General features: G+C 69.5%; 24 protein-coding genes. 15 read left to right on the top strand and 9 right to left on the bottom strand.

Features of this window, described 5'->3' with window-relative positions:
• Positions 1-293 precede the first annotated feature (293 nt).
• From HWY45_RS29185 to fahA, 5 genes are read left to right on the top strand one after another with little or no spacing between them, the layout of a single operon-like run.
• The gene (locus HWY45_RS29185) at positions 294-1,970 is read left to right on the top strand and encodes an FAD-dependent oxidoreductase (RefSeq protein ID WP_059882652.1); all 1,677 of its coding nucleotides are present in this window, start codon (positions 294-296) and stop codon (positions 1,968-1,970) included.
• Between the two features lie 29 nt (positions 1,971-1,999).
• Positions 2,000-2,233 (top strand): DUF2783 domain-containing protein, encoded by a 234-nt coding sequence (locus tag HWY45_RS29180; RefSeq protein ID WP_059565300.1) that lies wholly within the window; start codon positions 2,000-2,002, stop codon positions 2,231-2,233.
• On the top strand, positions 2,230-3,585 hold the full coding sequence (locus tag HWY45_RS29175) for an MFS transporter (RefSeq protein ID WP_059882654.1): 1,356 nt from the start codon (positions 2,230-2,232) through the stop codon (positions 3,583-3,585). The genes HWY45_RS29180 and HWY45_RS29175 overlap by 4 nt, the downstream gene beginning before the upstream one ends.
• A 20-nt stretch (positions 3,586-3,605) precedes the next feature.
• Complete coding sequence (hmgA, locus tag HWY45_RS29170) at positions 3,606-4,940, top strand: homogentisate 1,2-dioxygenase (protein WP_059882656.1); 1,335 nt, start codon at positions 3,606-3,608, stop codon at positions 4,938-4,940.
• Positions 4,937-6,244 carry a fumarylacetoacetase gene (fahA, locus tag HWY45_RS29165; protein ID WP_059882658.1) on the top strand — a complete coding sequence of 436 codons (1,308 nt, stop codon included), beginning with the start codon at positions 4,937-4,939 and terminating at the stop codon, positions 6,242-6,244. Before hmgA ends, fahA begins: the two co-directional genes overlap by 4 nt.
• A gap of 164 nt (positions 6,245-6,408) precedes the next feature.
• On the opposite strand, the gene HWY45_RS29160 is transcribed toward fahA, so the two are convergent.
• From HWY45_RS29160 to HWY45_RS29140, 5 genes are all read right to left on the bottom strand, one after another.
• The gene (locus HWY45_RS29160; RefSeq protein ID WP_059565304.1) at positions 6,409-7,569 is read right to left on the bottom strand and encodes an MFS transporter; all 1,161 of its coding nucleotides are present in this window, start codon (positions 7,567-7,569) and stop codon (positions 6,409-6,411) included.
• Between the two features lie 123 nt (positions 7,570-7,692).
• Positions 7,693-8,862: an MFS transporter gene (locus tag HWY45_RS29155; protein ID WP_059882660.1), complete on the bottom strand. Its 1,170-nt coding sequence runs from the start codon at positions 8,860-8,862 to the stop codon at positions 7,693-7,695.
• A 168-nt stretch (positions 8,863-9,030) separates the two neighbouring features.
• Positions 9,031-9,726: a 5,6-dimethylbenzimidazole synthase gene (bluB, locus tag HWY45_RS29150; RefSeq protein ID WP_059802447.1), complete on the bottom strand. Its 696-nt coding sequence runs from the start codon at positions 9,724-9,726 to the stop codon at positions 9,031-9,033.
• A 121-nt stretch (positions 9,727-9,847) separates the two neighbouring features.
• Positions 9,848-10,846 carry a 2-hydroxyacid dehydrogenase gene (locus HWY45_RS29145; RefSeq protein ID WP_059565307.1) on the bottom strand — a complete coding sequence of 333 codons (999 nt, stop codon included), beginning with the start codon at positions 10,844-10,846 and terminating at the stop codon, positions 9,848-9,850.
• A gap of 36 nt (positions 10,847-10,882) precedes the next feature.
• Positions 10,883-11,848 (bottom strand): LysR family transcriptional regulator, encoded by a 966-nt coding sequence (locus tag HWY45_RS29140; RefSeq protein ID WP_230941824.1) that lies wholly within the window; start codon positions 11,846-11,848, stop codon positions 10,883-10,885.
• On the opposite strand from HWY45_RS29140, the gene HWY45_RS37000 reads away from it, so the two are divergent.
• Complete coding sequence (locus HWY45_RS37000; protein ID WP_244111027.1) at positions 11,738-12,130, top strand: hypothetical protein; 393 nt, start codon at positions 11,738-11,740, stop codon at positions 12,128-12,130. The genes HWY45_RS29140 and HWY45_RS37000 overlap by 111 nt on opposite strands.
• A 463-nt stretch (positions 12,131-12,593) precedes the next feature.
• Positions 12,594-13,805, top strand: a complete 1,212-nt coding sequence (locus HWY45_RS29130; protein ID WP_059882662.1) for a pyridoxal-phosphate-dependent aminotransferase family protein — start codon at positions 12,594-12,596, stop codon at positions 13,803-13,805.
• 17 nt (positions 13,806-13,822) lie between these two features.
• On the opposite strand, the gene HWY45_RS29125 is transcribed toward HWY45_RS29130, so the two are convergent.
• A complete protein-coding gene (locus HWY45_RS29125) occupies positions 13,823-14,764 on the bottom strand; it encodes an AraC family transcriptional regulator (protein ID WP_059565483.1) in 942 nt (313 codons plus the stop codon).
• A gap of 129 nt (positions 14,765-14,893) precedes the next feature.
• On the opposite strand from HWY45_RS29125, the gene HWY45_RS29120 reads away from it, so the two are divergent.
• The 3 genes from HWY45_RS29120 to HWY45_RS29110 all read left to right on the top strand — a co-directional run bounded on the left by HWY45_RS29120 (position 14,894) and on the right by HWY45_RS29110 (position 17,246).
• Complete coding sequence (locus HWY45_RS29120) at positions 14,894-15,790, top strand: DMT family transporter (protein ID WP_059802443.1); 897 nt, start codon at positions 14,894-14,896, stop codon at positions 15,788-15,790.
• Between the two features lie 126 nt (positions 15,791-15,916).
• Positions 15,917-16,630: a hypothetical protein gene (locus tag HWY45_RS29115; RefSeq protein WP_230947022.1), complete on the top strand. Its 714-nt coding sequence runs from the start codon at positions 15,917-15,919 to the stop codon at positions 16,628-16,630.
• A 22-nt stretch (positions 16,631-16,652) separates the two neighbouring features.
• Positions 16,653-17,246 carry an RES family NAD+ phosphorylase gene (locus tag HWY45_RS29110; protein WP_059882664.1) on the top strand — a complete coding sequence of 198 codons (594 nt, stop codon included), beginning with the start codon at positions 16,653-16,655 and terminating at the stop codon, positions 17,244-17,246.
• 15 nt (positions 17,247-17,261) lie between these two features.
• Here HWY45_RS29110 and HWY45_RS29105 read toward each other — a convergent pair whose 3' ends face one another.
• The gene (locus HWY45_RS29105) at positions 17,262-18,476 is read right to left on the bottom strand and encodes an MFS transporter (protein WP_059882666.1); all 1,215 of its coding nucleotides are present in this window, start codon (positions 18,474-18,476) and stop codon (positions 17,262-17,264) included.
• A 263-nt stretch (positions 18,477-18,739) separates the two neighbouring features.
• Here HWY45_RS29105 and xdhA point away from each other — a divergent pair, with 263 nt between their 5' ends.
• From xdhA to HWY45_RS29085, 4 genes are all read left to right on the top strand, one after another.
• Positions 18,740-20,287 (top strand): xanthine dehydrogenase small subunit, encoded by a 1,548-nt coding sequence (gene xdhA, locus HWY45_RS29100; RefSeq protein WP_059882667.1) that lies wholly within the window; start codon positions 18,740-18,742, stop codon positions 20,285-20,287.
• A 16-nt stretch (positions 20,288-20,303) separates the two neighbouring features.
• Positions 20,304-22,655: a xanthine dehydrogenase molybdopterin binding subunit gene (xdhB, locus tag HWY45_RS29095; protein ID WP_059882669.1), complete on the top strand. Its 2,352-nt coding sequence runs from the start codon at positions 20,304-20,306 to the stop codon at positions 22,653-22,655.
• A 1-nt stretch (position 22,656) separates the two neighbouring features.
• The gene (gene xdhC / locus HWY45_RS29090) at positions 22,657-23,235 is read left to right on the top strand and encodes a xanthine dehydrogenase accessory protein XdhC (protein ID WP_059882670.1); all 579 of its coding nucleotides are present in this window, start codon (positions 22,657-22,659) and stop codon (positions 23,233-23,235) included.
• A gap of 95 nt (positions 23,236-23,330) precedes the next feature.
• Complete coding sequence (locus tag HWY45_RS29085; protein WP_059882691.1) at positions 23,331-23,732, top strand: nuclear transport factor 2 family protein; 402 nt, start codon at positions 23,331-23,333, stop codon at positions 23,730-23,732.
• A gap of 106 nt (positions 23,733-23,838) precedes the next feature.
• On the opposite strand, the gene HWY45_RS29080 is transcribed toward HWY45_RS29085, so the two are convergent.
• Together HWY45_RS29080 and HWY45_RS29075 are read right to left on the bottom strand one after the other, a co-directional pair.
• On the bottom strand, positions 23,839-24,789 hold the full coding sequence (locus HWY45_RS29080) for a LysR family transcriptional regulator (RefSeq protein WP_059565315.1): 951 nt from the start codon (positions 24,787-24,789) through the stop codon (positions 23,839-23,841).
• 78 nt (positions 24,790-24,867) lie between these two features.
• Positions 24,868-25,506 carry a DsbA family protein gene (locus HWY45_RS29075; RefSeq protein ID WP_059802428.1) on the bottom strand — a complete coding sequence of 213 codons (639 nt, stop codon included), beginning with the start codon at positions 25,504-25,506 and terminating at the stop codon, positions 24,868-24,870.
• 116 nt (positions 25,507-25,622) lie between these two features.
• On the opposite strand from HWY45_RS29075, the gene HWY45_RS29070 reads away from it, so the two are divergent.
• Positions 25,623-26,305: RNA-guided endonuclease InsQ/TnpB family protein (locus HWY45_RS29070; RefSeq protein WP_244111026.1), on the top strand; the 683-nt coding region annotated here is incomplete at its 3' end.

Below are 26,305 nucleotides of genomic sequence, written 5' to 3'. Positions count from 1 at the left end.
CCCCGGGGCGATGACCTAGGGTTTACGTTGTTTTCACTATCCGTAATTGGTTTTACTATTCGTAAATCCTGAGTTTGTCGCCGATCAAAACAAGCGCATTCGGGCATCGCCCGGCGATGTCCTGTCCCCGATTCAACAGGAAGCAAGGAGCGAGACGTGGCGGGTGAGTGGAAACGTGGGTCGCAGATGGACCAAGCGGGCCCGGCAGGCCGGAAGGCCGCCGGCGGGCAACGGGCGGGGCAGGCGGGCGCGGCGTCGCGCCGCAGCCAGGGTCGAGCGGACGGACGACAGCCATGAGCATCGATTACCAGACCCTGAAGTTCGCGTACCGGCCGCGCGCGGAGCGCGACGCCGGCCGCGATGCGGCGATCCATCCGGTGATCGTCGTCGGCGCGGGCCCGGTGGGCCTCGCTGCGGCGATCGACCTCGCGCAGCAGGGCGTGCCGGTCGTGCTGCTCGACGACGACGACACGCTGTCCACCGGCTCGCGCGCGATCTGCTTCGCGAAGCGCACGCTCGAGATCTTCGACCGGCTCGGCTGCGGCGAGCGCTTCGTCGACAAGGGCGTCAGCTGGCACGTCGGCAAGGTGTTCCTGCAGGACGAGCAGCTGTATGCCTTCGACCTGCTGCCCGAGGCGGGCCACGCGCGCCCGGCGTTCATCAACCTGCAGCAGTACTACGTCGAAGGCTATCTGGCCGAGCGCGCGTTCGCGCTGCCGAACCTCGACATCCGCTGGAAGCACAAGGTGTCGGGCATCGCGCAGACGCCCGAACACGCGACGGTGACGGTCGAGACGCCCGAGGGCGTCGAGACGCTGCGCGCGCGCTACGTGATCGCCGCGGACGGCTCGCGCAGCCCGATGCGCACGCTGATGGGCCTCGAGAGCCACGGCCGCACCTTCAAGGACCGCTTCCTGATCGCCGACGTGAAGATGAAGGCGGAATTCCCGACCGAGCGCTGGTTCTGGTTCGATCCGCCGTTCCACCGCAACCAGTCGGTGCTGCTGCATCGCCAGCCGGACAACGTGTGGCGCATCGACTTCCAGCTCGGCTGGGATGCCGACCCGGTCGCCGAGAAGCAGCCCGAGCGCGTGATCCCGCGCGTGCGCGCGCTGCTCGGCCCGGACGTCGAGTTCGAACTGGAGTGGGTGAGCGTCTACACGTTCCGCTGCCAGCGGATGGATGCGTTCCGCCACGGCCGCGTGCTGTTCGCCGGCGATTCGGCGCACGGCGTGTCGCCGTTCGGCGCGCGCGGCGCGAACAGCGGCGTGCAGGATGCCGACAACCTCGCGTGGAAGCTGAAGCTCGTGCTGGACGGCCAGGCCCCCGACCGGCTGCTCGACACCTATGCGAGCGAGCGCGAGTTCGCGGCCGACGAGAACATCCGCAACTCGACGCGCTCGACCGACTTCATCACGCCGAAGAGCCTCGTGTCGCGCGTGTTCCGCGACGCGACGCTGAAGCTGGCGCGCGACTGCGAATTCGCGCGCAAGCTCGTCAACAGCGGCCGCCTGTCGGTGCCGGCGGTGCTCGCCGATTCGCCGCTCAACACGCCGGACCGCGGCGGCGACGCGTTCGCGGGCGCGATGCGGCCGGGCGCGGCGGCCGCGGACGCGCCGGTGCGCGCGCACGGCGCGGCCGGCTGGCTGCTGCAGCACCTGCGCGACGGCTTCGCGGGCGTGCTGTTCGGCCTGCCCGGCGACGCGCCCGCGCTCGCGCAGGCGGTGGCCGGCCTCGCGCTGCCGGTGAAGCCGGTGCTGGTCGTGCCGCGCGGGCAGGCGCAGGCCGTGCAGGGTGCGCCGGGTGTCGACGTGCTGGAGGACGTCGACGGCCTCGCCGCGCAGCGCTACGACGCGAAGCCCGGCACGTTCTACCTGCTGCGCCCCGACCAGCACGTATGCGCGCGGATGCGCGCGCTCGACCGGCAGGCGGTGGGCGACGCGCTCGCGCGCGCGACCTGCGCGGCCTGACCGACCACGACACATCGGAGACACCCGTGATGCCTCACCATCTCGACACCCGCCCGCGCCTGGCCGATCCGGACGCGTTCTACGAAGCGCTGATCGACATGCACCGCGACCTGACCGACAGCGACAGCCAGCTCGTCAACGCGAAGCTGATCCTGCTGCTCGCGAACCAGATCGGCGACGCCGATGTGCTGCGCGAGGCGATGGCGCTCGCGCGCCAGGGCGTGACGCCGCCCGCGCATCCGGCCGCGGAGGCCGTGCAATGAGCGCCGCGCCGGCCGCGGGACGTTCGCTCGAAGTCGAGAGCGTGATCGACGACACGCATCGCCCCGCGTTTCACTGGATGCTGCTCGCGCTGTGCGGGCTGTGTCTCGTGATCGACGGCTTCGATGCGCAGGCGATGGGCTACGTCGCGCCGAGCGTGATCGCCGAGTGGGGCGTGCCGAAGCAGGCGCTCGGCCCGGTGTTCAGCGCGAGCCTGTTCGGGATGCTGCTCGGCGCGCTCGGCCTGTCGGTGCTGGCCGACCGGATCGGGCGGCGGCCGGTGCTGATCGGCGCGACGCTGTTCTTCGCGCTGACGATGCTCGCGACGCCGTTCGCGAAGTCGATCCCGATGCTGATGGCGCTGCGCTTCGTCACGGGCCTCGGCCTCGGCTGCATCATGCCGAACGCGATGGCGCTGGTCGGCGAGTTCAGCCCGGCCGCGCATCGCGTGAAGCGGATGATGATCGTGTCGTGCGGCTTCACGCTCGGCGCGGCGCTCGGCGGCTTCATCAGCGCCGCGCTGATTCCCGCGCTCGGCTGGCGCGCGGTGTTCTTCGTCGGCGGCGCGGTGCCGCTCGTGCTCGCGATCGCGATGCTCGCGCGGCTGCCCGAATCGCTGCAGTTCCTGGTGCTGAAAGGCCGCGACGCGCAGGCTCGCGACTGGCTCGCGCGCTTCGCGCCGGCCGCGGGCATCGACGCCGGCACGCGCCTCGTCGTGCGCGAGCAGGCGCCGAGCGGCGCGCCGGTCGCCGAACTGTTCCGCGACGGCCGGCTGCCGGTCACGCTGCTGTTGTGGGCGATCAGCTTCATGAACCTGATCGACCTGTATTTCCTGTCGAACTGGCTGCCGACCGTGATGCGCGACGCGGGCTACGCGCCGGGCACCGCGGTGATCGTCGGCACCGTGCTGCAGACGGGCGGCGTGATCGGCACGCTGTCGCTCGGCTGGTTTATCGAGCGCTACGGTTTCGTGCGTGTGCTGTTCGCGTGCTTCGCGGGCGCGGCGGTGTCGGTCGGGCTGATCGGCTCGGTCGCGCACGCGCTGCCGTGGCTGCTGCTCGTCGTGTTCGCGGGCGGCTTCTGCGTGGTGGGCGGGCAGCCGGCCGTGAACGCGCTCGCGGGCCAGTACTACCCGACCTCGCTGCGCTCGACGGGCATCGGCTGGAGCCTCGGCATCGGCCGGATCGGCTCGGTGCTCGGGCCGCTCGTCGGCGGGCAGCTGATCGCGCTGAACTGGTCGAACGACGCGCTGTTCCATGCGGCGGCGGTGCCGGTGCTGTGTTCGGCGCTGTTCGTGCTCGGGCTTGCAAACGTGACGCGGCGGCGCGGTGCCGAGACACCGCGCGCCGTCTGAATCGAGGGAGAACTGAAACGATGACGCTTGACCTGTCGACACCGGCGACTGCCGGCTACCTGAGCGGATTCGCGAACGAATTCGCGACCGAGGCGCTGCCGGGCGCGCTGCCGCATGGCCGCAACTCGCCGCAGCGCGCGCCGTACGGGCTCTATGCGGAGCAGCTGTCGGGCACCGCGTTCACCGCGCCGCGCAGCCACAACCGCCGCTCCTGGCTGTACCGGATCCGCCCGGCGGCCGTGCACCGGCCGTTCGAGCCGTTCGGCGGCCCGCAGCGGCTCGTGTCGGAGTTCGGCGATTCGGCCGACGTGCCGCCGACACCGCCGAACCAGCTGCGCTGGAACCCGCTGCCGATGCCGGTCGAGCCGGTCGATTTCGTCGAGGGCTGGGTGACGATGGCCGGCAACGGGTCGGCCGCCGCGATGAACGGCTGCGCGATCCACCTGTATGCGGCGAACCGCTCGATGCAGGACCGCTTCTTCTACAACACCGACGGCGAGCTGCTGATCGTCCCGCAGCAGGGGCGCCTGCAGATCGCAACCGAACTCGGCCGGCTCGACGTCGAGCCGTTCGAGATCGCGGTGATCCCGCGCGGCGTGCGCTTCACGGTCGCGCTGCCCGACGGTCACGCGCGCGGCTACATCTGCGAGAACTTCGGCGCGCTGCTGCGGCTGCCGGATCTCGGCCCGATCGGCTCGAACGGCCTCGCGAACCCGCGCGACTTCCTGACGCCGCAGGCCGCGTATGAAGATCGCGAAGGCGCGTTCGAACTGGTCACGAAGCTGAACGGGCGCCTGTGGCGCGCGGACATCGGCCATTCGCCGCTCGACGTCGTCGCGTGGCACGGCAACTACGTGCCGTACAAATACGACCTGCGCCTGTTCAACACGATCGGCTCGATCAGCTACGACCATCCCGATCCGTCGATCTTCCTCGTGCTGCATTCGACCAGCGACACGCCGGGCGTCGATGCGATCGACTTCGTGATCTTCCCGCCGCGCTGGCTCGCGGCCGAGGACACGTTCCGCCCGCCCTGGTTCCACCGCAACGTCGCGAGCGAATTCATGGGCCTCGTGCACGGCGCATACGACGCGAAGGCCGAAGGCTTCGTGCCGGGCGGCGCGAGCCTGCACAACTGCATGGCGGGCCACGGGCCGGACGCCGACACGTTCGATAAGGCGTCGGCGAGCGACACGACGAAGCCGCACAAGGTCGACGACACGATGGCGTTCATGTTCGAGACCCGCACGCTGATCCGGCCGACGCGCTTCGCGCTCGACACCGCGCAGTTGCAGGCCGACTACTTCGAATGCTGGCAAGGCATCCAGAAACACTTCACTCCGGAGCAACGATGAGCATGTCCCCTGAACTGCGCGCGACGCTCGACCCGGCCCGCAAGAGCTGGGTCGACACGGCGAACGAACCCGCGTGCGACTTCCCGATCCAGAACCTGCCGTTCGGCATCTTCAGCGATACGAAGCAGACGGCGCGCCGCGCGGGCGTCGCGCTCGGCGACCAGATCGTCGACCTCGCGGCGCTCGCGCGCGCGGGCCTCGTGACGCTGCCGGCCGGCGCCGGCGACGTGTTCGCGCAGCCGACGCTGAATGCGTTCATCGCGCTCGGCCGCGACGCATGGCGCGGCGTGCGCGTGCAATTGAGCGCGCTGTTCGCGCGCGACGCCGCGCGGCTGCGCGACGACGCGGCGCTGCGCGCGCAAGTGCTCGTGCCGCAGCGCGACGCGACGCTGCATCTGCCGGTCGACATCCCCGGCTATACGGATTTCTATTCGTCGAAGGAGCATGCGACCAACGTCGGCTCGATGTTCCGCGATCCGAAGAACGCGCTGCTGCCGAACTGGTCGGAGATGCCGATCGGCTACAACGGCCGCGCGTCGTCGGTGGTGGTCAGCGGCACGCCGGTGCGTCGGCCGAACGGGCAACTGAAGCTGCCCGACCAGGAGCGCCCGGTGTTCGGCGCATGCCGCAAGCTCGACATCGAGCTGGAGACGGGCTTCATCATCGGCCGCGGCAACGCGCTCGGCGAGCCGATCGCGTGCGAGGATGCCGAGGCGCACATCTTCGGCATGGTGCTGCTGAACGACTGGAGCGCGCGCGACATCCAGCAGTGGGAATACGTGCCGCTCGGGCCGTTCAACGCGAAGACCTTCGCGACGACGATCTCGCCGTGGATCGTCACGCTCGACGCGCTCGAGCCGTTCCGCACCGCGCAGCCCGAGCAGTCGCCGCAGCCGCTCGCGTATCTGCGGCATGCAGGCGCGCACGGTTTCGACATCACGCTCGAAGTGACGCTGCGCGCCGACGGCGCGGCCGACGCGACGACGATCTGCCGCACCAACTTCAAGCACATGTACTGGACGATGGCGCAGCAGCTCGCGCATCACACGGTGTCGGGCTGCAACACGCGGGTGGGCGACCTGATGGGCTCGGGCACGATCAGCGGGCCGACCAAGGATTCGTTCGGCAGCCTGCTCGAACTGACGTGGAACGGCAAGGAGCCGGTCGCGCTGACGGGCGGCGGCAGCCGCGCGTTCATCGAGGACGGCGACGAGCTCACGCTCGGCGGCTGGTGCCAGGGCGACGGCTATCGCGTCGGCTTCGGCACGTGCGCCGGCAAGATCCTGCCGGCGCGGAGCGCGTAACGCGCGACGGCGCGATGGCGCGACAAGTCACGCGCAATCCGGAAGGACAGGGCGGCCCGCATTGCGCGGGCCGTTTTCGTTGTACCGGCGGGCGGCGGTGCGTGTGCGCGGACGTATGGCGTCACGCACGCGCGTCACGGTGAGCGCCGGCGACGGCGCCGGCGTCAGACCGCGCGTTGCAGCGCGGCGCGACGTTCCCACAATGCGGCCGCGACGAACGCCGCGACGCAGACGACCAGCACGCCGACCAGCGCATTGCTGCCCAACTGCTCCATCAACGCGCCCGCCACGAGCGGGCCGCCGAAGCTCGCGGCGCTCCACGACGCCGACACGAGCGAGCTCGCGGTGACGAGCGCGGCGCCGCGGAAGCGCTCGCCGCACGCGACGAGCGACAGCGTGTAGATGCTGCCGGCCGCCGCGCCGAGCACGAACAGCAGCGGCCAGCACAGCCACGGATTCGTGATCACGAACGGCAGCAGTGGCAGGCCGGCCAGCACGATCCAGCCGGCGCCGAGGTGCACGCGTTCGCGGCCGAGCTTGTCCGCGAGCCAGCCGATCGGGAACTGCATCGCGGTATCGCCGAACAGCATGATCGACGCGAGCAGCACGGCGGTCGCGCTTGCGACGCCGCGATCCATCGCGTAGAGCGGCAGCAGCGACAGCGCGAGCGTGTCGAACAGCGCGAAGAAGCCGGTGCCGATGATCAGCGCGGGCATGCGCGGCAGCACGTCGAGCCAGCGATCGTGCGCCTCGTGATGCGCGTCGTCGCCGGCGAGCGGCGCGCGCCGGATCGTCGCGAGCGTCGGCAGCGCGAGCAGGAACAGTGCGCCGCACAGCGCGAAGCGGATGCTCGTCGCGCCCGCGATCTGGCTGACGAGCACCGGGCCCGCCATCTGGAACAGCGTGAAATTGGTGGCGTAGATCGCGACGACGCGCCCGCGTGTCGAATCGTCGGCGAGCTGGTTGACCCAGGCCTCGCCGATCGTGAACAGCAGCATCAGTGCGGCGCCGCACAGCACGCGCAGCACGCCCCACAGGATCAGATTCGACGTGAACTGCATCAGCGCGGTGGCCGCCGCGAGCAGCACGACCGACACGACGATCGCGCGGCGCGAGCCGATGTGACGTGCGAGCGCGGTGACGAACGGCACGATCGCGAGGCCGCCGAGGGCCTGCGCGGCCGTCAGCATGCCGACGACGTTGGTGCCGTGGCCGGCTTCGGTCAGTGCGAGTGCGGTGAGGGGGAGGGTGGCGCCGGTGCCCAGGCCGACGACGGCGACGCTCAGGATCAGCGCCAGGAAATCCCGATTAAGAATAGCTTTCATCGGCCGAGATGCTACACCGGCGGCCCGCAACGGTCCATGAAGGCCGTCAAGCGCGCGGGGCCTGGTGCACGCGCCGACGGCGCGCGCCGCGCGGCCCGATCGCCGCACGGCGCGAGGCCTGCATTACACGTATTCGGTCGGCGCGGCGACCGGCCGGCGTTCGAGCGACGCCGACCACAGCGTGAGCGCGAGCGCGGCGACCGCCATCGCGACGCCGACCCACGGCAGCTTCACGAGCGGCACGCTGGCGCCGATCGCCATCCCGCCGAGCCACGCGCCCGTCGCGTTGCCGAGGTTGAACGCGCCCTGGTTGAGCGTGGACGCGAGGTTCGGCGCGTCGCTTGCCCGGTCGACGATCAGGATCTGCAGCGGCGGCACGATCGCGAACGCGAGCACGCCCCACACGAAGATGGTCGCGAGCGCGGCGAGCGGCATGTGCATCGTGCCGGCGAACAGCGCGAGCACGACGCCGATCAGCGCGAGCGTCGCGATCAGCGACGGCATCCGCCGCCAGTCGGCGAGCTTGCCGCCCAGCGTGCCGCCGACCGTCAGGCCGAGGCCGAACAGCAGCAGCACGTAGGTGACCTGGCGCGGCGAGAAGCCGGTGACGTCCTCGAGGATCGGCGTGATGTACGTGAACACGCTGAACAGGCTCGCGGACGCGAGCACGCTGATGCCGAGCACCATCAGCACCTGCGGGTGCTTCAGCACGCCGAATTCGCGGGTGATGCTGGTTTCCGGCATCGCGAGGTGCTTCGGCAGGCAGACCGCGAGCGCGGCGGCCGCGGCGATGCCGATGCCCGTCACCGCCCAGAACGTCGCGCGCCAGCCGTACGCCTGGCCGAGCGCAGTGCCGAGCGGCACGCCGAGCACGTTCGCGAGCGTGAGGCCGGTGAACATCAGCGCGATCGCCTGCGCGCGGCGGTTCGGCGCGACGAGGTTGCTCGCGACCACCGAGCCGATCCCGAAGAACGCGCCGTGGCAGAACGCGGTGACGACGCGCGCGGCCATCAGCACTTCATAGCCGGGCGCGATCGCGCAGAACAGGTTGCCCGCGATGAACAGGCCGATCAGCCCCATCAGCGCGCGCTTGCGCGGCATCTTCGCGGTGACGATCGCGAGGATCGGCGCGCCGATCGTCACGCCGAGCGCATAGCCGGACACGAGCATCCCGGCGGCCGGGATCGACACGCCGAGGTCGCGCGCGACGTTGGGCAGCAGCCCCATGATCACGAATTCGGTGGTACCGATTCCAAATGCGGCAATGGCGAGGGCGAGAAGAGGTAAAGGCATCGCGGTGGGCCCGGGAAATGCCGCCGGGCGCGGGATGCGCAAGGCAGGCGGAGGGAACGTCAGCCGCGATTCTACTTCAGTGAAAACCCCTACGTTTGGGGCCGGAACGGTTGTTGCCGGCAAGCGACGGCGGGGCGCTCAGGCGATGGGGAAAGGCTCGCAGAAATCTCAGAATTTGGGAAATGCGCCGGAATCGGTTGGTTCGGCCGGTTCGGCCGACTCGGTCGGGGCGCCGTTCCAGCCGTTTTCGAACAGGCAGGCTTCGACGGGCATCCGCGCGGCCCAGCGTTCTTCCTCGAGCATCGGCTTCGCGTAGAACGCGTCGACGTGGCCGAGGCACAGCACCGCGATCGGCTTCGCGCCGTCGGGCATGCCGAGCAGCGTGCGCAGCGCGTCGACGTCGAACAGCGATACCCACCCCATCCCGAGCCCTTCGGCGCGGGCCGCGAGCCACATGTTCTGGATCGCGCACGCGGCGGACGCGAGATCCATCTCCGGCAGCGTGCGGCGGCCGAACACATGGCGCTCCCGGCCGTCGGCCAGCGCGACGACCAGCAGCTCGCCGCATTCGCGCACGCCCTCGACCTTCAGCCGCATGAACTCGTCCTGCCGCTCGCCGAGCGCATCGGCGGTCGCGCGGCGCTCGGCTTCGACGAGCGCATGGATACGTGTGCGCAGCGCGGGATCGGTGATGCGGATGAAGCGCCACGGCTGCATGAAGCCGACGCTCGGCGCATGGTGCGCGGCGCGCAGCAGCCGCGCGAGCACGGCCGGATCGACGGGGGCCGACGTGAAATGGCGCATGTCGCGCCGCTCGAAGATGGCGCGGTAGACGGCGGCGATGGCGGGATCGTCGAAACGCATGGGCGGCAAGGGCTGGGATGACGTCGGCGCAACGATAGCAGACCGCGGGCGGGCGGCGTTGCTTCAGTCGCAATGAAATGCGTGATCGTTGATGTTTTCGGAATGAAGTCTGCGCGTGCGGTCAGCGATTCGACGTCACGACGTTCTGCGGCGTGCCCGCGTGCCACGCCTCGACGTTGACGAGCGTCGTGTGCGCGATCTCCGCGAGCGCCTCGCGCGTGAAGAACGCCTGGTGCGACGTGACGATCACGTTCGGGAACGTCAGGAGCCGTGCGAGCACGTCGTCCTGCAGCGGCTGGTCCGAATGGTCTTCGAAGAACAGCCCGCTTTCCTCCTCGTACACGTCGAGCCCGAGATGGCCGAGCTGGCCGCTCTTGAGCGCGTCGACCAGCGCCGGCGCATCGACGAGCGCGCCGCGCCCGGTGTTGATCAGCATCGCGCCGTGCTTCATCTGCGCAAGCGTGCGCGCGTTGATCAGGTGATGCGTGGACGGCAGCAGCGGGCAGTGCAGGCTGACGATGTCGGCGTGGCGCAGCAGCTCGTCGAGCGCGACGTAGCGGGCGCCGAACGCGATCAGCTCGTCGTTGTACGGCGGCACCGAGTGCGCGAGCACATGCATCCCGAAGCCCATCATGATCTTCGCGAACACGCTGCCGATGATGCCGGTGCCGATCACGCCGACGGTCTTGCCGTGCAGGTCGAAGCCGAGCAGGCCGTTCAGCGAGAAGTCGCCTTCGCGGGTGCGTGCGACGGCGCGCGGCAGCCGGCGGTTGAGCGCGAGGATCAGCGCGACCGCATGCTCGGCCACCGCGTGCGGCGAGTACGCGGGCACGCGCACCACCGTGATGCCGAGCCGCTCGGCGGCCGCGAGGTCGACGTGATTGAAGCCCGCCGAGCGCAGCGCGACGAGCCGCGTGCCGCCGTCCGCGAGGCGCTCGAGCACCGCCGCGTCGACGGTGTCGTTGACGAACGGGCACACGACTTCGTAGCCGTGCGCGAGGATCGCGGTTTCCGCGTCGAGATGCGACGGCTGGAAATGCAGCCGGTAGCCGAACTGCCGGTTCGCCACGGTGAACGAATCGTTGTCGTACTGCCGGCTGCTGAACAGGATCACGCGCACGCTGCACCTCCGAAGGCTGAAGCGTGCAGTTTACTGTTACTGCAGGCCCGTGACGATATCGGGCCGGTCGGGCGCGCGCGTGTCGCGCAGGAACGCATAGCTCGCGTGGGAGCGGGCCGCCTGCGTGCTGAAGTGCTCGAGCGCGTGCTCGACGAAGCCGCGGGTGCGGGCGGGCACGAACTGGCGGTTCGGGTAGACGAGCGACAGCTGCGCATCGGGGTCGTCGATCCGGTAGCCGGGCAGCAGCCGCACGAGCGCGCCGCTGTCGAGCGCGTCGGCGACGACGCTCTCCGGCAGCACCGCGACGCCCGAGCCTGCGACGGCGGCCGCCTGCACGAGCGACAGCTGGTTGACCGTGTACGCGGGGCGCACGGTTACCGGATGGACCGCGTCGTCCGGGCCGACCAGCCGCCATGCGCTGACGTGCTGGTGCGGCGCGAGCGCGACCCAGTCGTGGCGCGGCAGGTCGTCGGGCACGAGCGGCTCGCCGCGGCGCTGCAGATACGCGGGCGCCGCGCACGCGACGAGCGTGTTCGGCGTGAGCGCGTGGCCGATCAGCGCGGGATTGCCGTCGAGCCGGTTGCCGGTGACGATGCCGACGTCGTAGCCCGTGTCGAGCACGTCGAGCGGGCCTTCGGCGATGGTGAGCTGCACGCGCACCTGCGGATAGCGGCGCTGGAAGCCGCTCACGAGCGGCGTCAGCGCGAGCGGCGACAGCATGCCGGACGCGACGATGCGCAGCGTGCCGATCGGCTCGCGCACCGCATGCGCGACCGACGCCTCCAGGTGATCGAATTCCTCGAGCAGCGCCCGACACCCGTCGAGGTAGCGCACGCCCGCCTCGGTGAGCGACAGGTTGCGCGTGGTGCGGTGGATCAGGCGCGTGTTCAGATGGCCTTCGAGCATCGCGATCGAGCGCGTGACGAGGGCGTTCGACACGCCGAGTTGATGTGCTGCGCGCCTGAAGCTTTGTTGCTCTGCGACGCAGACGAATACACGCATGGTCTGAATCTGGTTCAGAGCTTGCGTATTTTTCCGGCCCGGTTGATTGATTATGGTTGTGTTTTTGCGTTGCGCAAGTCTAAAAGCAACGCTGCGCAACCCCTATATCGACATCGCGTCGAAAAAAGAGGATTTTCGATAGCGTTGCCGATTGTTCATGACAGTGGCTATATCCGTCAACCTGAGAAAAGAATCGGGTTGCATAAAATCGGGATCACGCGTATCGCGATGCAGCGAAAACGGCGGCGGATGACGCCGGAAAGCGGCATGTCGTTTTTGTGACGCGCAGCCTGCATGATTAAAAAATCACTTTTTAGATCAATGTGTTGCGACGGTGCGCGCGGCATGTTCCGGTGTTTTGCGCAATGCCCCGGCAATGCGTGCCGCAATAGCGGGTTTTTGGGGGCGATCGTCTAAATCGCACGCAAATCGGCGGCGCCGATTTTTGATGCAGCGCATTTTCTCGATTCTCCAGGGCGATCGGCGCGACGGCCGGCGCCCGGAAACGCGCCGGCATGCGCGAAAAAATGGAACCGATTCACGGCGATTCGAATAACACCGCCATTGAAAGGGGGAATCGCGTCGCACGCACGGCCGGCGCCGATATTGGGCGGCGCGGGCGCGTGTCATGCGATTCATTCGCACGATCCTCTTGCGCAATGCAGCGGAACGGGGAATGATCGATGGATTCGCCGCAATGCGCGACGCGCGTCCGTGCCTTTTCGTTCCTCACCTTTTTCCAGCCATGTCCATCGATTACTCGCCGATCCCCTGTCCCGTCGTCGTGCCGCTCGACGCGATCCTGCCCGAAGAACCGCTGCTGATGATGGGGGCCGGCCCGGTTCCGATCCCGGCCGCGGTGGCCAAGGCGAACACGATCGTGATCAACCACCTCGGCGCGACGATGGCGAAGGTCATCGAGCAAGTGAAGGAGATGGCGCGCTACGTGTTCCAGACCCGCACGAAATGGGTGCTCGGCGTCGCGGGCCCCGGTTCGGCCGCGATGGAAATGGCGATGTCCAACCTCGCGTGGCGCGGCACGCGCGTGCTGTCGATCCGCAACGGCTTCTTCAGCGCGCGGATGGCCGAGATGGCCACGCGCGTCGGCGCCGACGTCGCGATGCTCGAGGTGCCCGACCGGGCCGTCGCGAGCCTCGACGAGATCGCCGACGCGATCGCGCGCGAGCGCCCGGAGATCGTCACGATCGTCCACGGCGAAACCTCCAACACCGTCTGGAATCGCGAGCTGCGCGACATCGCGGCGCTCGCCAAGGCGGCCGGCGCGCTCGTCGTCGTCGACGCGGTGTGCACGCTGTCGACGATGCCGCTCGAGATGGACGCGTGGGGCATCGACGCGGTGATCACCGGCGGGCAGAAAGGGCTGTCGTCGATCCCGGGCGTGTCGCTGATCGCATTCTCCGACGCCGCCTGGGAGCGGATGAAGAACCGCCCCGAGCCGAACGCGCACTGGTGCCTCGACATGGCGCTCGCGGAGAACTTCTGGCACAACGCCGGCTATCACTACACCGCGCCGGTGTCGGGCGTGCTCGCGCTGCACGAGGCGCTGCGGCTCGTCTGCGCGGAGACGCTCGAAAGCCGCTTCGCGCGCCACCTGCGCTGCTCGCTCGCGCTGCAGGCGGGCGTCGAGGCGATGGGGCTCAAGCTGTATGCGCCGAAATCGTGCCGGCTCTCGTCGGTGGTCGGGATCGAGACGCCCGAAGGCCTCACGCCCGGCATGATCTGCGGGCATATCTCGAAGCAGTACCAGGTCGAGATCTCCGGCTCGTTCGGCTTGCCGATCGTGCGGATCGGCCAGATGGGCGAGCAATGCCGCGAGCACAACCTGTTCCGCACGCTGCACGCGTTCGGCCGCACGATGGTCGACCTGAAGGTGCCGGTGGACCTGCCGGCCGGCGTCGCGGCGCTCGAGCAGGAGCTGTCGCAGCGCGGCGGCTGAACGCGCGGCGGGCGGCGTCAGCCGCCCCGCATCGCCCGCCGGTAGGTGTTCGGCGTCGTGCCGTGCGCGTCGCGGAAGCGATGGCTGAAGTGCCCGGCGTTCGCGTAGCCGCACGCCGCGGCGACCTGCGCGAGCGGCAGCGACGTCGTGCGCAGCAGCAGGCGCGCCCGCGCGAGCCGCTGCTCGGCGATCCACGCATGCGGCGCGCGGCCGAACGACAGGCGGAACATCCGCGAGAAGTGGTATTCGGACAGCGCGGCGACGTCGGCCAGCTCGCCGAGCGTCAGCGGCTGCGTCAGGTAGGTGTCGATGTAGTCGCGCACGCGGCGCCGCACGGCGGGCGCGAGGCCGCCCTTGAACGGCGTATCGTCGCGCATCGTGCTTTGCCCGCGCAGCAGCAGGCTCAGCACGTCGTGCGCGGTCTCGTTCGCGCGCAGCCGGCCGTCGGCGTCCTCCCAGCTCTCCAGCGCCAGTGAGCGGCACAGCGCCGCGACCTGCGCGTCCTCGAAGTAGGTGCGATCGGCGAGCGTCAGCTCGCGCGGCTCGCGGTCGAGCTCGCGGATCGCGCGCTGCGTGAAGTGCTCGGGCAGGAAGTACAGGTGGACGAAGTGCATCTCGCCGCGCACCCACCAGCGCGATTCGTGGTCGCCGGGCAGCGCGCACAGCAGGCTCGGCGCGCCGTAGCGCGGCACCTTCTGGCGCTCCGTGCGGTAGCCGCCGTCGAGGTAGCACGACAGCGTGTGGTGGCCGGGCTGGTCGTAGACCGTCTCGGCTTCCTCGGTGATCCGCGTCCATTCGGCGATCGCGAGATGGTCGCCGAGCCATGCGAAGCGCTCGAGCGTCGCGTTCGCCTCCGCGAGCGTGCGGCACACCGACTGCAGCCCGAACGGCATCGCGTCGCCGGCAATGGCGGCGGCGGACGGGCGGGCGGCGGGCGGGGCGGGAGGCGGAGGGCGCATGACGAGCGAGTATACGCGCGCAGGCCCCGGCGGCAGCGGCCCGCCGGCAAAAGACCGCAATTCCGGACAATCGGCGCGCGCCGCGCGGCCGCATAGTCGGCGGCTCCGTCTCACGTCCCGGCTTGCATCATGAACCTCTCGCTCTACATTCTCACCGTGCTGATCTGGGGTACCACCTGGATCGCGATCAAGTGGCAGCTCGGCAGCGTGCCGCCGCCCGTGTCGATCGCGTGGCGCTTCTGGATCGCGGCGGCCGTGCTGTTCGTGCTGCTGCGCGCGATGCGCCGGCCGATCCGGCCGCCGCGCGAAGCGTGGCGCTACCTCGCCGCGCAGGGTTTCGCGCTGTTCTGCCTGAACTTCCTGTGCTTCTACTACGCGGAGCGGGTCGTGCCGAGCGGCCTCGTCGCGGTGATCTTCTCGACCGCGCCGCTGCTGAACTCGATCAACGGCCGGCTGTTCATGGGCCGCCCGCTGCGGCCGTCGGCGGTGGCCGGCGCGCTGCTCGGCCTGGCGGGCATCGCGTGCCTGTTCTGGCAGCAGATGGCTGGCCATCTCGACGACCATGCGACCTGGGTCGGCCTCGCGATCGCGTTCGCCGGCACGATGTGCTTCTCGGCGGGCAACCTGCTGTCGAGCCGCATGCAGTCGATGGGGCTCCATCCGCTCGCGACCAACGGCTGGGCGATGCTGATCGGCGCGGCGATCCTCACCGTCGGCAGCGCCGCGGCCGGGCTGCCGTTCGCGCTCGACCCGAGCCCGCGCTATCTCGGCGCGCTCGTGTACCTCGCCGTGCCGGGCTCGGTGATCGGCTTCACCGCGTACCTGACCCTCGTCGGCCGCATCGGGCCGGAGCGCGCCGCGTACTGCACGGTGCTGTTCCCGATCGTCGCGCTGGCCGTGTCGACGGTGTTCGAGGGCTATCAGTGGTCGCCGCTGGCCGTCGTCGGCCTGCTGCTGGTGCTGGCCGGCAACCTGGTCGCGTTCGACGTGGCGCGACGGCTGTTTGCCGGTACCGCGAGGGCCTGACGGCGGGCCCGCGCGGGAGCGCAGTCAAGATCAGGAGGCGCGCGGCGGCCGTGACCGGCGTCGCCGGATTGTCCGCCGGAGATTCCGTGGCGCTTCGGTTTGGTTGACATGGTTGACGTGGTTGCAATGATGGACTACGCTTTCCTGAAGCAGCAAAAGGAGGCGATGATGACCCGGCATGCCCATGCGATCGAAGGCACGGTTGCGATTCTCGATGTCGAGACCGAAGCGGCGCTGCGCAGCGCCGTCGGTGCCGCGACCATGCTCGGGCCCGATCGGGCCCGCGCGCTGCTCAGGCTGTCCGACGAACAATTGGGGCGCCTGTTCAAGATCGGCATCGCCCAGGTGATCGATGTTGCCGCCACGGTCACTTTCGGCATCGCCGCTGCCGCTACCCGCGACAAGAAAAAATCCGCCGATCCTGCACGGCATGCGAAGCCGGCTGCGCGCACGGACGGCGTCTCCGCCGATTTCGAGCGCCGCGCGCTGTCCGAACGGCAAACGCTGGTTGCCGAGGGCAGGTTGCTGCCGGCCATCGAGGTTCGGGTAGGGCTGGGTATTACGCGGCAGGCGCTCAACAAGGCGGTCGCGTCGGGGCGGATGTTCACATTGGACGTCGGGGCGGGGCAGTATTATCCGGCCTTCTATCTCGCGGGCGATATCGACCGCAAGACGCTCGGAAAGGTGACGCAGCGTCTGGGCAGTTTGCCGGGATGGAGCAAATGGCAGTTCTTCACGGCCCCCAAGGCTTCGCTCGGCAACATCACGCCGCTGGACGCGCTGTCGCGAGGCAAGGTCGAGCAGGTGGAGCGGGCGGCAGTGGCCTTTGCGGAACGCTAGGGCCTGGAGCGAGCGGCTTTTGATGCTGGCGGCCCCGAGCAGGCATTTGGCGAGCGCGACGCTCGCAACCAGGGAAATCGACCCGGCGACGCTGGTGCGCGTATCGCGTTACAACACCGGCGAGCCCTACTTCGGCAAGTCAGGCGGCAACCGATTCGACGACCCGCGCAAGCGGGGCAGGTATGGCACCTGCTATTTCGGCTTCGACCTGCATTGCGCATTCGCCGAGACGGTGTTGCACGACGAAGTGGCGGACCTTCGACTCGGCGGCTTTCCGCTCGTGACGACTGAATTCGAGCGTTACGTGCTGTCCTTTGCCGGTTCGCCGCTGCGCGTGGCGAGCCTGCATGGCGTACCGCTGAAGAACCTGGGCGGCGACGGGGCGCTCTCGACGATTGTCCCTTACGACATCCCGCAGCAATGGTCGCTTGCCGTGCACCGGCACAAGGAGCAGGTCGATGGCTTCCTGTACATGTCGCGGCACATGAATACGGCGCAAGCGCTTGTCCTCTTCGACCGGGCCGCGTCCAAACTCAGGCTCAAGGACGCGATCTGCTTCCGGGACCATCCCGAAGCGGCCGGCGTGCTACGGGATTTCAACGTCTTGCCGCGATAGTGCGCAGCCGTCGGCTCAGGCCGCCGCGCCGCTGCCGGCGACGCGGGCCTGCCGCTGGTACAGCAGCGCCGACAGCGCGACGCCCGCGGCCGATGCCGCCGCGGCGAACAGGAACACCTGCGGATAGCCGAACGCGCCGGCGACGTAGCCCGCGAGCGGGCCGGTGATGCCGAGCGACAGGTCGAGGAACACCGAATACGCGGACAGCGCCGCGCCGCGGCTTGCCGGCGGCACGAGCGCGACCGCCTCGACGCCGAGCGCGGGGAAGATCAGCGCGAAGCCGAAGCCGGTCAGCGCCGCGCCGACCAGCGCGACGTGCGGCACCGGCGCGAGCCACAACAACAGCAGCCCCGCGGCTTCGAACGCGAACGACACGATCGCGACGCGGAAGCCGCCGTAGGTCTTGATCGTGTTCGCGAACAGCAGCCGCGCGCCGATGAACAGCGTGCCGAATACCGTCAGCGACAGCGCGGCGTTCGGCCAGTGGCGCGCCGCGTAGTACAGCGTGACGAACGTCGCGATCGAGCCGAAGCCGGCCGAGCCGAGCGCGAGGCCGAGGCCGTGCGGCAGCACGCGGGTGAACACGCTCGCATACGACATCCGTTCGCCGTGCACGACCGGCACCGCGGCGATCAGGCGCGCGAGATAGTAGCCGAGCGCGGCGAGCGCGATCACGATCACGCCGATCAGCGCCGGGTTCAGCGTGTGCGCGATCGCGACGCCGACCGGCGCGCCGAGCGCGAGCGCGCCGTAGGTCGCGATGCCGTTCCACGAGATCACCTTTGCGTTGTGCGCGATGCCGACCCGGCCGATGCCCCACAGGATCGCGCCGGTGCCGCACAGGCTCTCGCCGACGCCGAGCACGAGCCGGCTCGCGACCAGCAGCACGAGGCTGCCCGCCGGCCAGTGCGCGAGCAGCAGCGCGACCAGCAGCAGCACGCCCGACACGCCGCAGCCGATCAGCCCGCGCATGACCGTCTGCTTCGGGCCGAGCGTATCGGCAAGGCGCCCGGCGAGCGGCCGCGACGCGAGCGTCGCGAAATACTGCACGCTGATCGCCGCGCCCGCGACGATCGCCGAGAAGCCGAGGTCGTCATGGACGAAGCCCGGCAGCACCGCGAGCGGCAGGCCGATGGTCAGGTAGCAGATGAACGTGAAGCAGACGACGGAGACGATTTGCAGCGTGACGGCGAACCCGCTGCGCGGCGTTGAGGCGGAATCGGTGGACATGTGGGGTCGGAACCGATGAGCGAAACCGCACGGAAGGCGGCCGAAAATGGAATCGGGATTTTCCCATGGAACCGGTTTTGCCGCAGTGACCATTGAGTGAATCGGGCCCTCTGCGCCATATCGCCTCAGTTATATGGGCCGCATGCGTGATGGGCTATGGGTTGCGGAATTTGACGGTGATAGCGTTGAAACTGTCAGAGAAGACGACGGCCAGCCCCATCGGCGCGGGCCGCCTTGCCCCAACTTGAAGAACGTTACGAGACATGAGTGAGCCGATCCGTTTCTATCATCGTCATGCGATCCGCGAGGTCAGCGGCGCGGACGTCACCCGCACGGTGCTGCAATACCTGCGCGAGGACGCGCACTGCACCGGCACCAAGGAAGGCTGCGCGGAAGGCGACTGCGGCGCGTGCACGGTCGTCGTCGGCGAGCTGACCGACGCGGGCGAGGTCGCGTTCAAGGCCGTCAACGCCTGCATCCAGTTCCTGCCGACGCTCGACGGCAAGGCGCTCTTGACCGTCGAGGACCTGCGCCGGCCGGACGGCTCGCTGCACCCCGTGCAGCAGGCGATGGTCGACTGCCACGGCTCGCAATGCGGGTTCTGCACGCCCGGTTTCGTGATGTCGATGTGGGCGCTGTACGAGAAGCACGGCCACGAAGGCTGCGGCAGCGGCGCGTGCGCGAAGGCGAAGGACGTGCCGACGCGCACCGAGATAGCCGACGCGCTGACCGGCAACCTGTGCCGCTGCACGGGCTACCGGCCGATCGTCGATGCGGCGGTGCAGATGTTCGACGCGGCCGGCGAAGGCGCGGCGCAGCCATCCCCGCCGGTCGACACGGCCGCGCTCGCCCGCGCGCTCGCGTCGCTGAAGCGCGACGGCACGTTCGACTACGAGATCGGCGGCGCGCGCTTCGCCGCGCCGCGCACGCTCGACGCGCTCGCCGCGCTGAAGGTCGAGCGCCCGGACGCGCGGATCCTCGCGGGCAGCACCGACATCGGGTTGTGGGTCACCAAGCAGATGCGCCGGCTCGACGACCTGATCTACGTCGGCCAGGTCGCCGAACTGCAGCGCATCGTGCACGGCGAAGACTGGATCGAGATCGGCGCGGGCGTCACCGTCGAGGCGGGTTACGCGGCGCTGGCCGGCACCTATCCGGAGCTGACCGAGATGTGGAAGCGCTTCGCGTCGCTGCCGATCCGCAACGCGGGCACGCTCGGCGGCAACGTCGCGAACGGCTCGCCGATCGGCGATTCGATGCCGGGGCTGATCGCGCTCGGCGCGCACGTGGTGCTGCGCGGCGGCGACACCGTGCGCGAGCTGCCGCTCGAGGCGCTCTACACGGGCTACCAGCAGAAGGACATGGCCCCGCACGAATTCGTCGTCGGCGTGAAGGTGCCGACCCGCCGCGGCGCGCGCGCGAAGCTGCAGTTCCGCACCTACAAGCTGTCGAAGCGCTTCGATTCGGACATCTCGGCCGTGTGCGCGGCGTTCGCGTTCATCGCGGACGGCGACACGATCCGCGAGCCGCGCATCGCGTTCGGCGGGATGGCCGCCACGCCGAAGCGCGCGACGCACACGGAGGCCGTGCTCGACGGCGCGCAGTGGCACGAAGCGACCGCGCAGGCCGCGATGCAGGCGCTCGAGCGCGACTACCAGCCGCTCACCGACATGCGCGCGACGAGCGCCTACCGCCTCGAGACCGCGAAGAACCTGATGTATCGGTTCTGGCTGGAGACGCGTGCGCACGACCCGCTGCCGCCGCAGGCATTGAGCGTGCGCGAAGTGGCCGCCGAAACGGCGCGGGCCTGACGAGGGAGAACACACGATGAACCAGCAAGCCGAACCGTTCCTGAACACCCTCGACGCGCAGGCCGACGCCGCGCAGGTCCACATCTCGCGTCCGCACGAATCCGCGCACCTGCACGTGAGCGGGCGCGCCACCTACACCGACGACATCCCGCTCGTCGCCGGCACGCTGCACGCGGCGCTCGGGCTCTCCGCGAAGGCGCACGCGAAGATCGTGTCGATGAATTTCGATGCGGTGCGCGCGACGCCCGGCGTCGTCGCCGTGTTCACCGCCGACGACATTCCCGGCGTGAACGACTGCGGCCCGATCATCCACGACGACCCGGTGCTCGCCAGCGGGCTCGTGCAGTTCGTCGGCCAGCCGATGTTCATCGTCGTCGCGACGTCGCACGAAACCGCGCGGCTCGCCGCGCGCCGCGCGAAGGTCGAGTACGAGGAGCTGCCCGCGATCCTGACCGCGCAGGACGCGCGCCGCGCCGAGTCGTACGTGATCCCGCCGCTGAAGCTCGCGCGCGGCGACGCGGCCGCGCATCTCGACGCGGCTGCGCACCGTCACGCGGCGGAGATGGTTCTCGGCGGCCAGGAGCAGTTCTATCTCGAAGGGCAGATCGCCTACGCGGTGCCGAAGGACGACGACGGCATGCACGTGTACTGCTCGACGCAGCACCCGAGCGAGATGCAGCACCTCGTCGCGCACGTGCTCGGCGTCGCGTCGCACAACGTGCTGGTCGAATGCCGCCGGATGGGCGGCGGCTTCGGCGGCAAGGAATCGCAGTCGGGCCTGTTCGCGTGCTGCGCGGCGCTTGCCGCGTGGAAGCTGCTGTGCCCGGTGAAGCTGCGCCCGGACCGCGACGACGACATGATGATCACCGGCAAGCGGCACGATTTCCACTACCGCTTCGACGTGGGCTACGACGACGACGGCCGCATCGACGGCGTGTCGCTCGACATGACGTCGCGCTGCGGCTTCTCGGCCGACCTGTCGGGCCCGGTGATGACGCGCGCGGTGTGCCACTTCGACAACGCGTACTGGCTGCCCGACGTGTCGATCGCCGGCTACTGCGGCAAGACCAACACGCAGTCGAACACCGCGTTCCGCGGCTTCGGCGGCCCGCAGGGCGCGTTCGCGATCGAGTACATCGTCGACGACATCGCGCGCGCGCTCGGCCGCGACCCGCTCGACGTGCGCTACGCGAACCTGTACGGCAAGACCGAGCGCAACGTGACGCCGTACGGGCAGACGATCGAGGACAACGTGCTGCCCGAGCTGCTCGCCGAACTCGAGGCGACGAGCGGCTACCGCGCGCGGCGTGCCGGCGTGCGCGAATTCAACGCGCGCAACACGGTGCTGAAGAAGGGCATCGCGCTGACGCCGGTGAAGTTCGGCATCGCGTTCAACGTCACGCACTTCAACCAGGCGGGCTCGCTCGTCCACATCTACACCGACGGCTCGGTGCTCGTGAACCACGGCGGCACGGAGATGGGGCAGGGCCTCAACACGAAGGTCGCGCAGGTCGTCGCGCACGAGCTGGGAATTCGCTTCGAGCGCATCCGCGTGACCGCCACCGACACGAGCAAGGTCGCGAACACGTCGGCGACCGCCGCGTCGACCGGCTCGGACCTGAACGGCAAGGCCGCGCAGGATGCCGCGCGGCAGCTGCGCGAGCGGCTCGCGGCGTTCGCGGCGAGCCACTACGGCGGCGGCACGGTCAACGCGGCCGACGTGCGGTTCGGCAACGACACCGTGTGGGTCGGCGCGACCGGCGTGCCGTTCGGCGAGGTGATCGCGAAGGCGTATCTCGCGCGCGTGCAGCTGTGGTCCGACGGGTTCTACGCGACGCCGAAGCTGTACTGGGACCAGTCGAAGCTGCAGGGCCGGCCGTTCTACTACTACGCGTACGGCGCGGCCGTGTCGGAAGTCGTGATCGACACGCTGACGGGCGAGATGCGCACGCTGCGCGTCGATGCGCTGCACGACGTCGGCGCGTCGCTGAACCCGGCGCTCGACATCGGCCAGGTCGAGGGCGCGTTCATCCAGGGGATGGGCTGGCTCACGACCGAGGAGCTGTGGTGGAACGCGGGCGGCAAGCTGATGACGCATGCGCCGTCCACCTACAAGATCCCGACCGTCAACGACACGCCGCCCGAGTTCAACGTGCGGCTGTTCCAGAACCGCAACGTCGAGGACAGCATCCACCGCTCGAAGGCGGTGGGCGAGCCGCCGCTGCTGCTGCCGTTCTCGGTGTTCTTCGCGGTGCGCGACGCGGTGGCGGCGGTGGGCGACTATCGCGTGAACCCGCCGCTCGACGCGCCGGCGACCGGCGAGTCGATCCTGCGCGCGGTGCAGGCCGTGCGCGCGGCGCGAGGCTGAGATGACGTTCGCCCAGGGAACCGGCCGGCGCAACCGCGCGACGGGCATGCCCGTGCCGATGCACATCGTGCTGTTCGGCGCGGGGCATGTCGGCCATGCGCTCGTCACGCTGCTCGGCGCGCTGCCGTGCGTCGTGCAGTGGGTCGACACGCGCGACGAGCTGTTCCCGGACGAATGTCCGCCGAACGTGCAGCCCGAGCCGACCGACACGCCCGACGCGCTCGTCGACGAAGCGCCGCCGGGCGCGTACTTCCTCGTGATGACGCACAATCACGCGCTCGATTTCGCGCTGGCGGAGCGGATCATGCGGCGGCGCGACTTCGCGTACTTCGGGATGATCGGCTCGCGCACCAAGCGCGTGAAGTTCGAGCGCCGGCTCGTCGCGCGCGGCGTCGAGCCGGCGCGGATGCGCGAGATGGTGTGCCCGATCGGCGTCGCGGGCATCGTCGACAAGGCGCCCGGCGCGATCGCGGTGGCCGTCTGCGCGGAGCTGCTGCAGGCGCGCGCGGGCATGCCCGTCGCCGACGTGAAGGCGGCGGCGTCGGGCCGCACGCCGGACGACGTGCCCTGCGTGCGTTGACGCGCGCTGACCGCTTCGACGCAGCGCCGCACGCTTTTCCTTACACTGCATGGATCGCGCGGCATGGGCCGCGCGCTTTCCCGATGCAGGTGACCATGCCCGATTCCCAGGTTTTCCTCGACACGCTCGACACGAGCCTCGTCGCCATCGAACGCTGGCTGTCCGGCGCGGACACGACGGGCGCGGCGCTCGACGCGCTGATGGCGCCGTTCGCGCCCGGCTTCACGATGATCCTCACCGACGGCCGCGCGTTCGACCGCGACGGCACGCGCGACCTGTTCGCGAAGCTTGCCGGCGCGAAGGCGGGGCTGCGCATCACGTTGTCGGATGTCCGCGTGCTCGCGTCGGACGACCGGCACGCGGTGATCACGTATCTCGAAGCGCAGCACGCGGCAACCGGCGAACTGCCCGCGCGGCGCGCGACCGCGGTGTTCGCGCGCGACACGGCCGGCGCGGTGCGCTGGACGCATCTTCAGGAAACGTTCTGCACCGCCTGAGCGGAACCACCCGCGCGCCCCGGGGCGCACGAACGGCGTTGCGCGTCGCCGCGCAACGCAACTTTCATCGAAGCGAACCTGCCCGCCGGCGCGCGCGAATCGCGCGTCAGCGCTTGCGCGCGCCGCGCGCGGCCGTCAGCTCGCCCGACACGCTCTGCATCAGCGCGCGCAGCCACGCGATGTCGGTCGGCCGGTCGGGCTGCGGATGCGTGAGCAGGTAGCTGCGGATGCGCGGAAACGGCACCGGCGGCGCGACCACGACGAGCGGCAGCAGCTGCGCGTAGTGGGTCGCGAAGCGCCGCGTCGTCGTGAAGATCAGGTCCGATTGCAGCAGCACCTGCGGCACGAGCCCGAAGTACGGCAGCGTCGTGACGATCCGCCGCGTGAGGCCCGCGCGCGCGAGGCCGATTTCGATCGCGTTGCGCTTGTCGCCGGTGTACGGCGTGGGCGCGAGATGCGCGGCGGCGGCGTATGCGTCGCGCGTGAGCGTCGCCTGCGCGAGCGGGTGCGAGTCGCGCATCAGGCAGACGACGGTGTCGGAGAACAGGTCGTCGCGCGCGAAGCGCGGGTCCGGCTTCGGCCAGTTGCCGATCACGAGATCGAGCGCACCCGATTCGAGCGCGCCCGCGTGATCGAGCGCGGGGTTCAGCGAATCGATTTCCAGATGCGCATGCGGCGCCGCGTCGCGAAACCGCTCGATCAGCGTCGGCATGAAGAAATCGTTCAGGTAGTCGGGTGCGGCAACGCGGAAGGTGCGGCGCGCGCTTTCGGGCGCGAACTCGCCGTGCGGCGTCGCGATGAAGTCGACCTCGCGCAGCGCGCGCTGCGCGGCGTCGAGCAGCGACGCGCCGTATTCGGTCGGCACCATCCCGGATTTGCCGCGCACGAGGATCGGGTCGTTCAGCGTCTCGCGCAGCTTGCGCAGCGCCGTGCTGATCGCAGGCTGGGTCTGGTTCAGGCGCAGCGCGGCCTGCGTGACGCTGCGCTCGAGCAGCAGCGTGCGCAGCACGCGCACGAGCCAGATGTCGAGCGAGGCGGTACGGTCGTCGTCTTCCATCGATGGGGGGTGTCCGGGCGAAGCGTAACCTTACCGCAGCCGCGCGCGCCCGTGCGTGATGACCGGTATCACGCGCACTTACGTGCGGCCCTTCGGCAGCGCGCTGATGCGCTTCACCTCTTGCGTTTCGAGCCAGGTCGGCGTGCGTGCGCAGTACAGCACCATCGGCAGCGCATCCTCGCCCCAGAACAGCTGCTTGTTCATCCAGAACGTCGGCACGCCGAACACGCCGAGCGCGATCGCGTCGTCGGTGTGGCGGCGCAGCTGCGCGGCCGTTTCCTCGAATTCGATCAGCTGGTCGCCATGCCCGACGCCGACCCGCTCGCACAGCGCCGCGAAGCCGTCCGGCGTCGACGGGTCGTTGCCGTCGCGCCAGATGAAGCGGAACATCTCGCGCACCGTCGCGATGTCGGCGCGCAGCGCGATCGCGAGGCGCAGCGCCTTGTCGGAGTCGAACGGATGCGCGGGCGGCATCTTGAAGCGGATGCCGAGCTGCTCCGCGCGAAACAGCGCATGGCGATAGACGAACATGCGCTTCGCGGGCACGTCCGCGGACGGGCGCTGGCCCCAGTGGCGCTGCAGGTCGTACAGCGACACCGCGACCGGCTCGAACGGCACGTCCGGCCATTTTTCGTGCTGTTCGAGCAGCAGGTAGGAGAACGGCGAGACGAAATCGAAGAACCAGGCAGGCTGGGCAGGGTCGAGGCCGGTTGTCATCAGTTGCTCCGCGAAACCTCGTCATTTCCCCCAAGGGGACTCCCTTCGGGGCGCATGGCGAGGAGGAAAGAAGCGCGCTTGACAGGCAGCTTCTTCCATTGGTTGGGATGACCGGCATGATCCTTGTCTATCGCTACCGGGTGAAGTCGCTCAACGGACTGCCGAACCAGCAGAGCCGTGCGGTGAACTACGTGTGGAACTTCTGCAACGACACGCAGAAGCACGCGCTCAAGTGGGACAAGAAATGGCCGACGGGTTTCGACCTGAACGTGCTGACGACTGGCAGCAGCAAGGCACTCGGCATCCACTCCGGCACGGTCAATGCCACGTGCGAGCAATACGCGAAGTCGCGCAGCCAGCGACGTCGCCCCTACCTGCGCTATCGCGGCCGGAAGTCGCTCGGCCGGGTGCCGCTGAAGGGCCGTGACCTGAAGCGGGAGGGCGACGCGTTTCGCTTCGCCGGCCACACCTTCCGCGTGTTCAATAGCAGCCGGTCGCTTCCCGACGGCAAAATCAAGGACGGCACCAACTTCGCGCAGGATGCGCGCGGCAACTGGTTCCTGAACATCGTGATCGAGATGCCCGATGTTCCGGCGCGCCCGATCCGTTCCGGCGTCGGTATCGATCTCGGCCTGAAAGACTTCGCCACACTTTCGACCGGCGAAAAACTGCCCAATGACCAGTTCGGCCGGCGCGCGGCCGACAAGCTGGCGAAAGCGCAGCGGGCACGCAAGCACAAGCGGCATATCGCGAAGCTGCACGCCAAAGTGGCGAATGCCCGCGCCGACTTCCAGCACAA

The organism is Burkholderia stagnalis, from assembly GCF_902830275.1.
GTDB classification, from domain to species: Bacteria; Pseudomonadota; Gammaproteobacteria; order Burkholderiales; family Burkholderiaceae; genus Burkholderia; species Burkholderia stagnalis.
The sequence above is the reverse complement of the archived record's forward strand: the minus strand, read 5'-3'. Positions and strand labels throughout refer to the sequence as shown.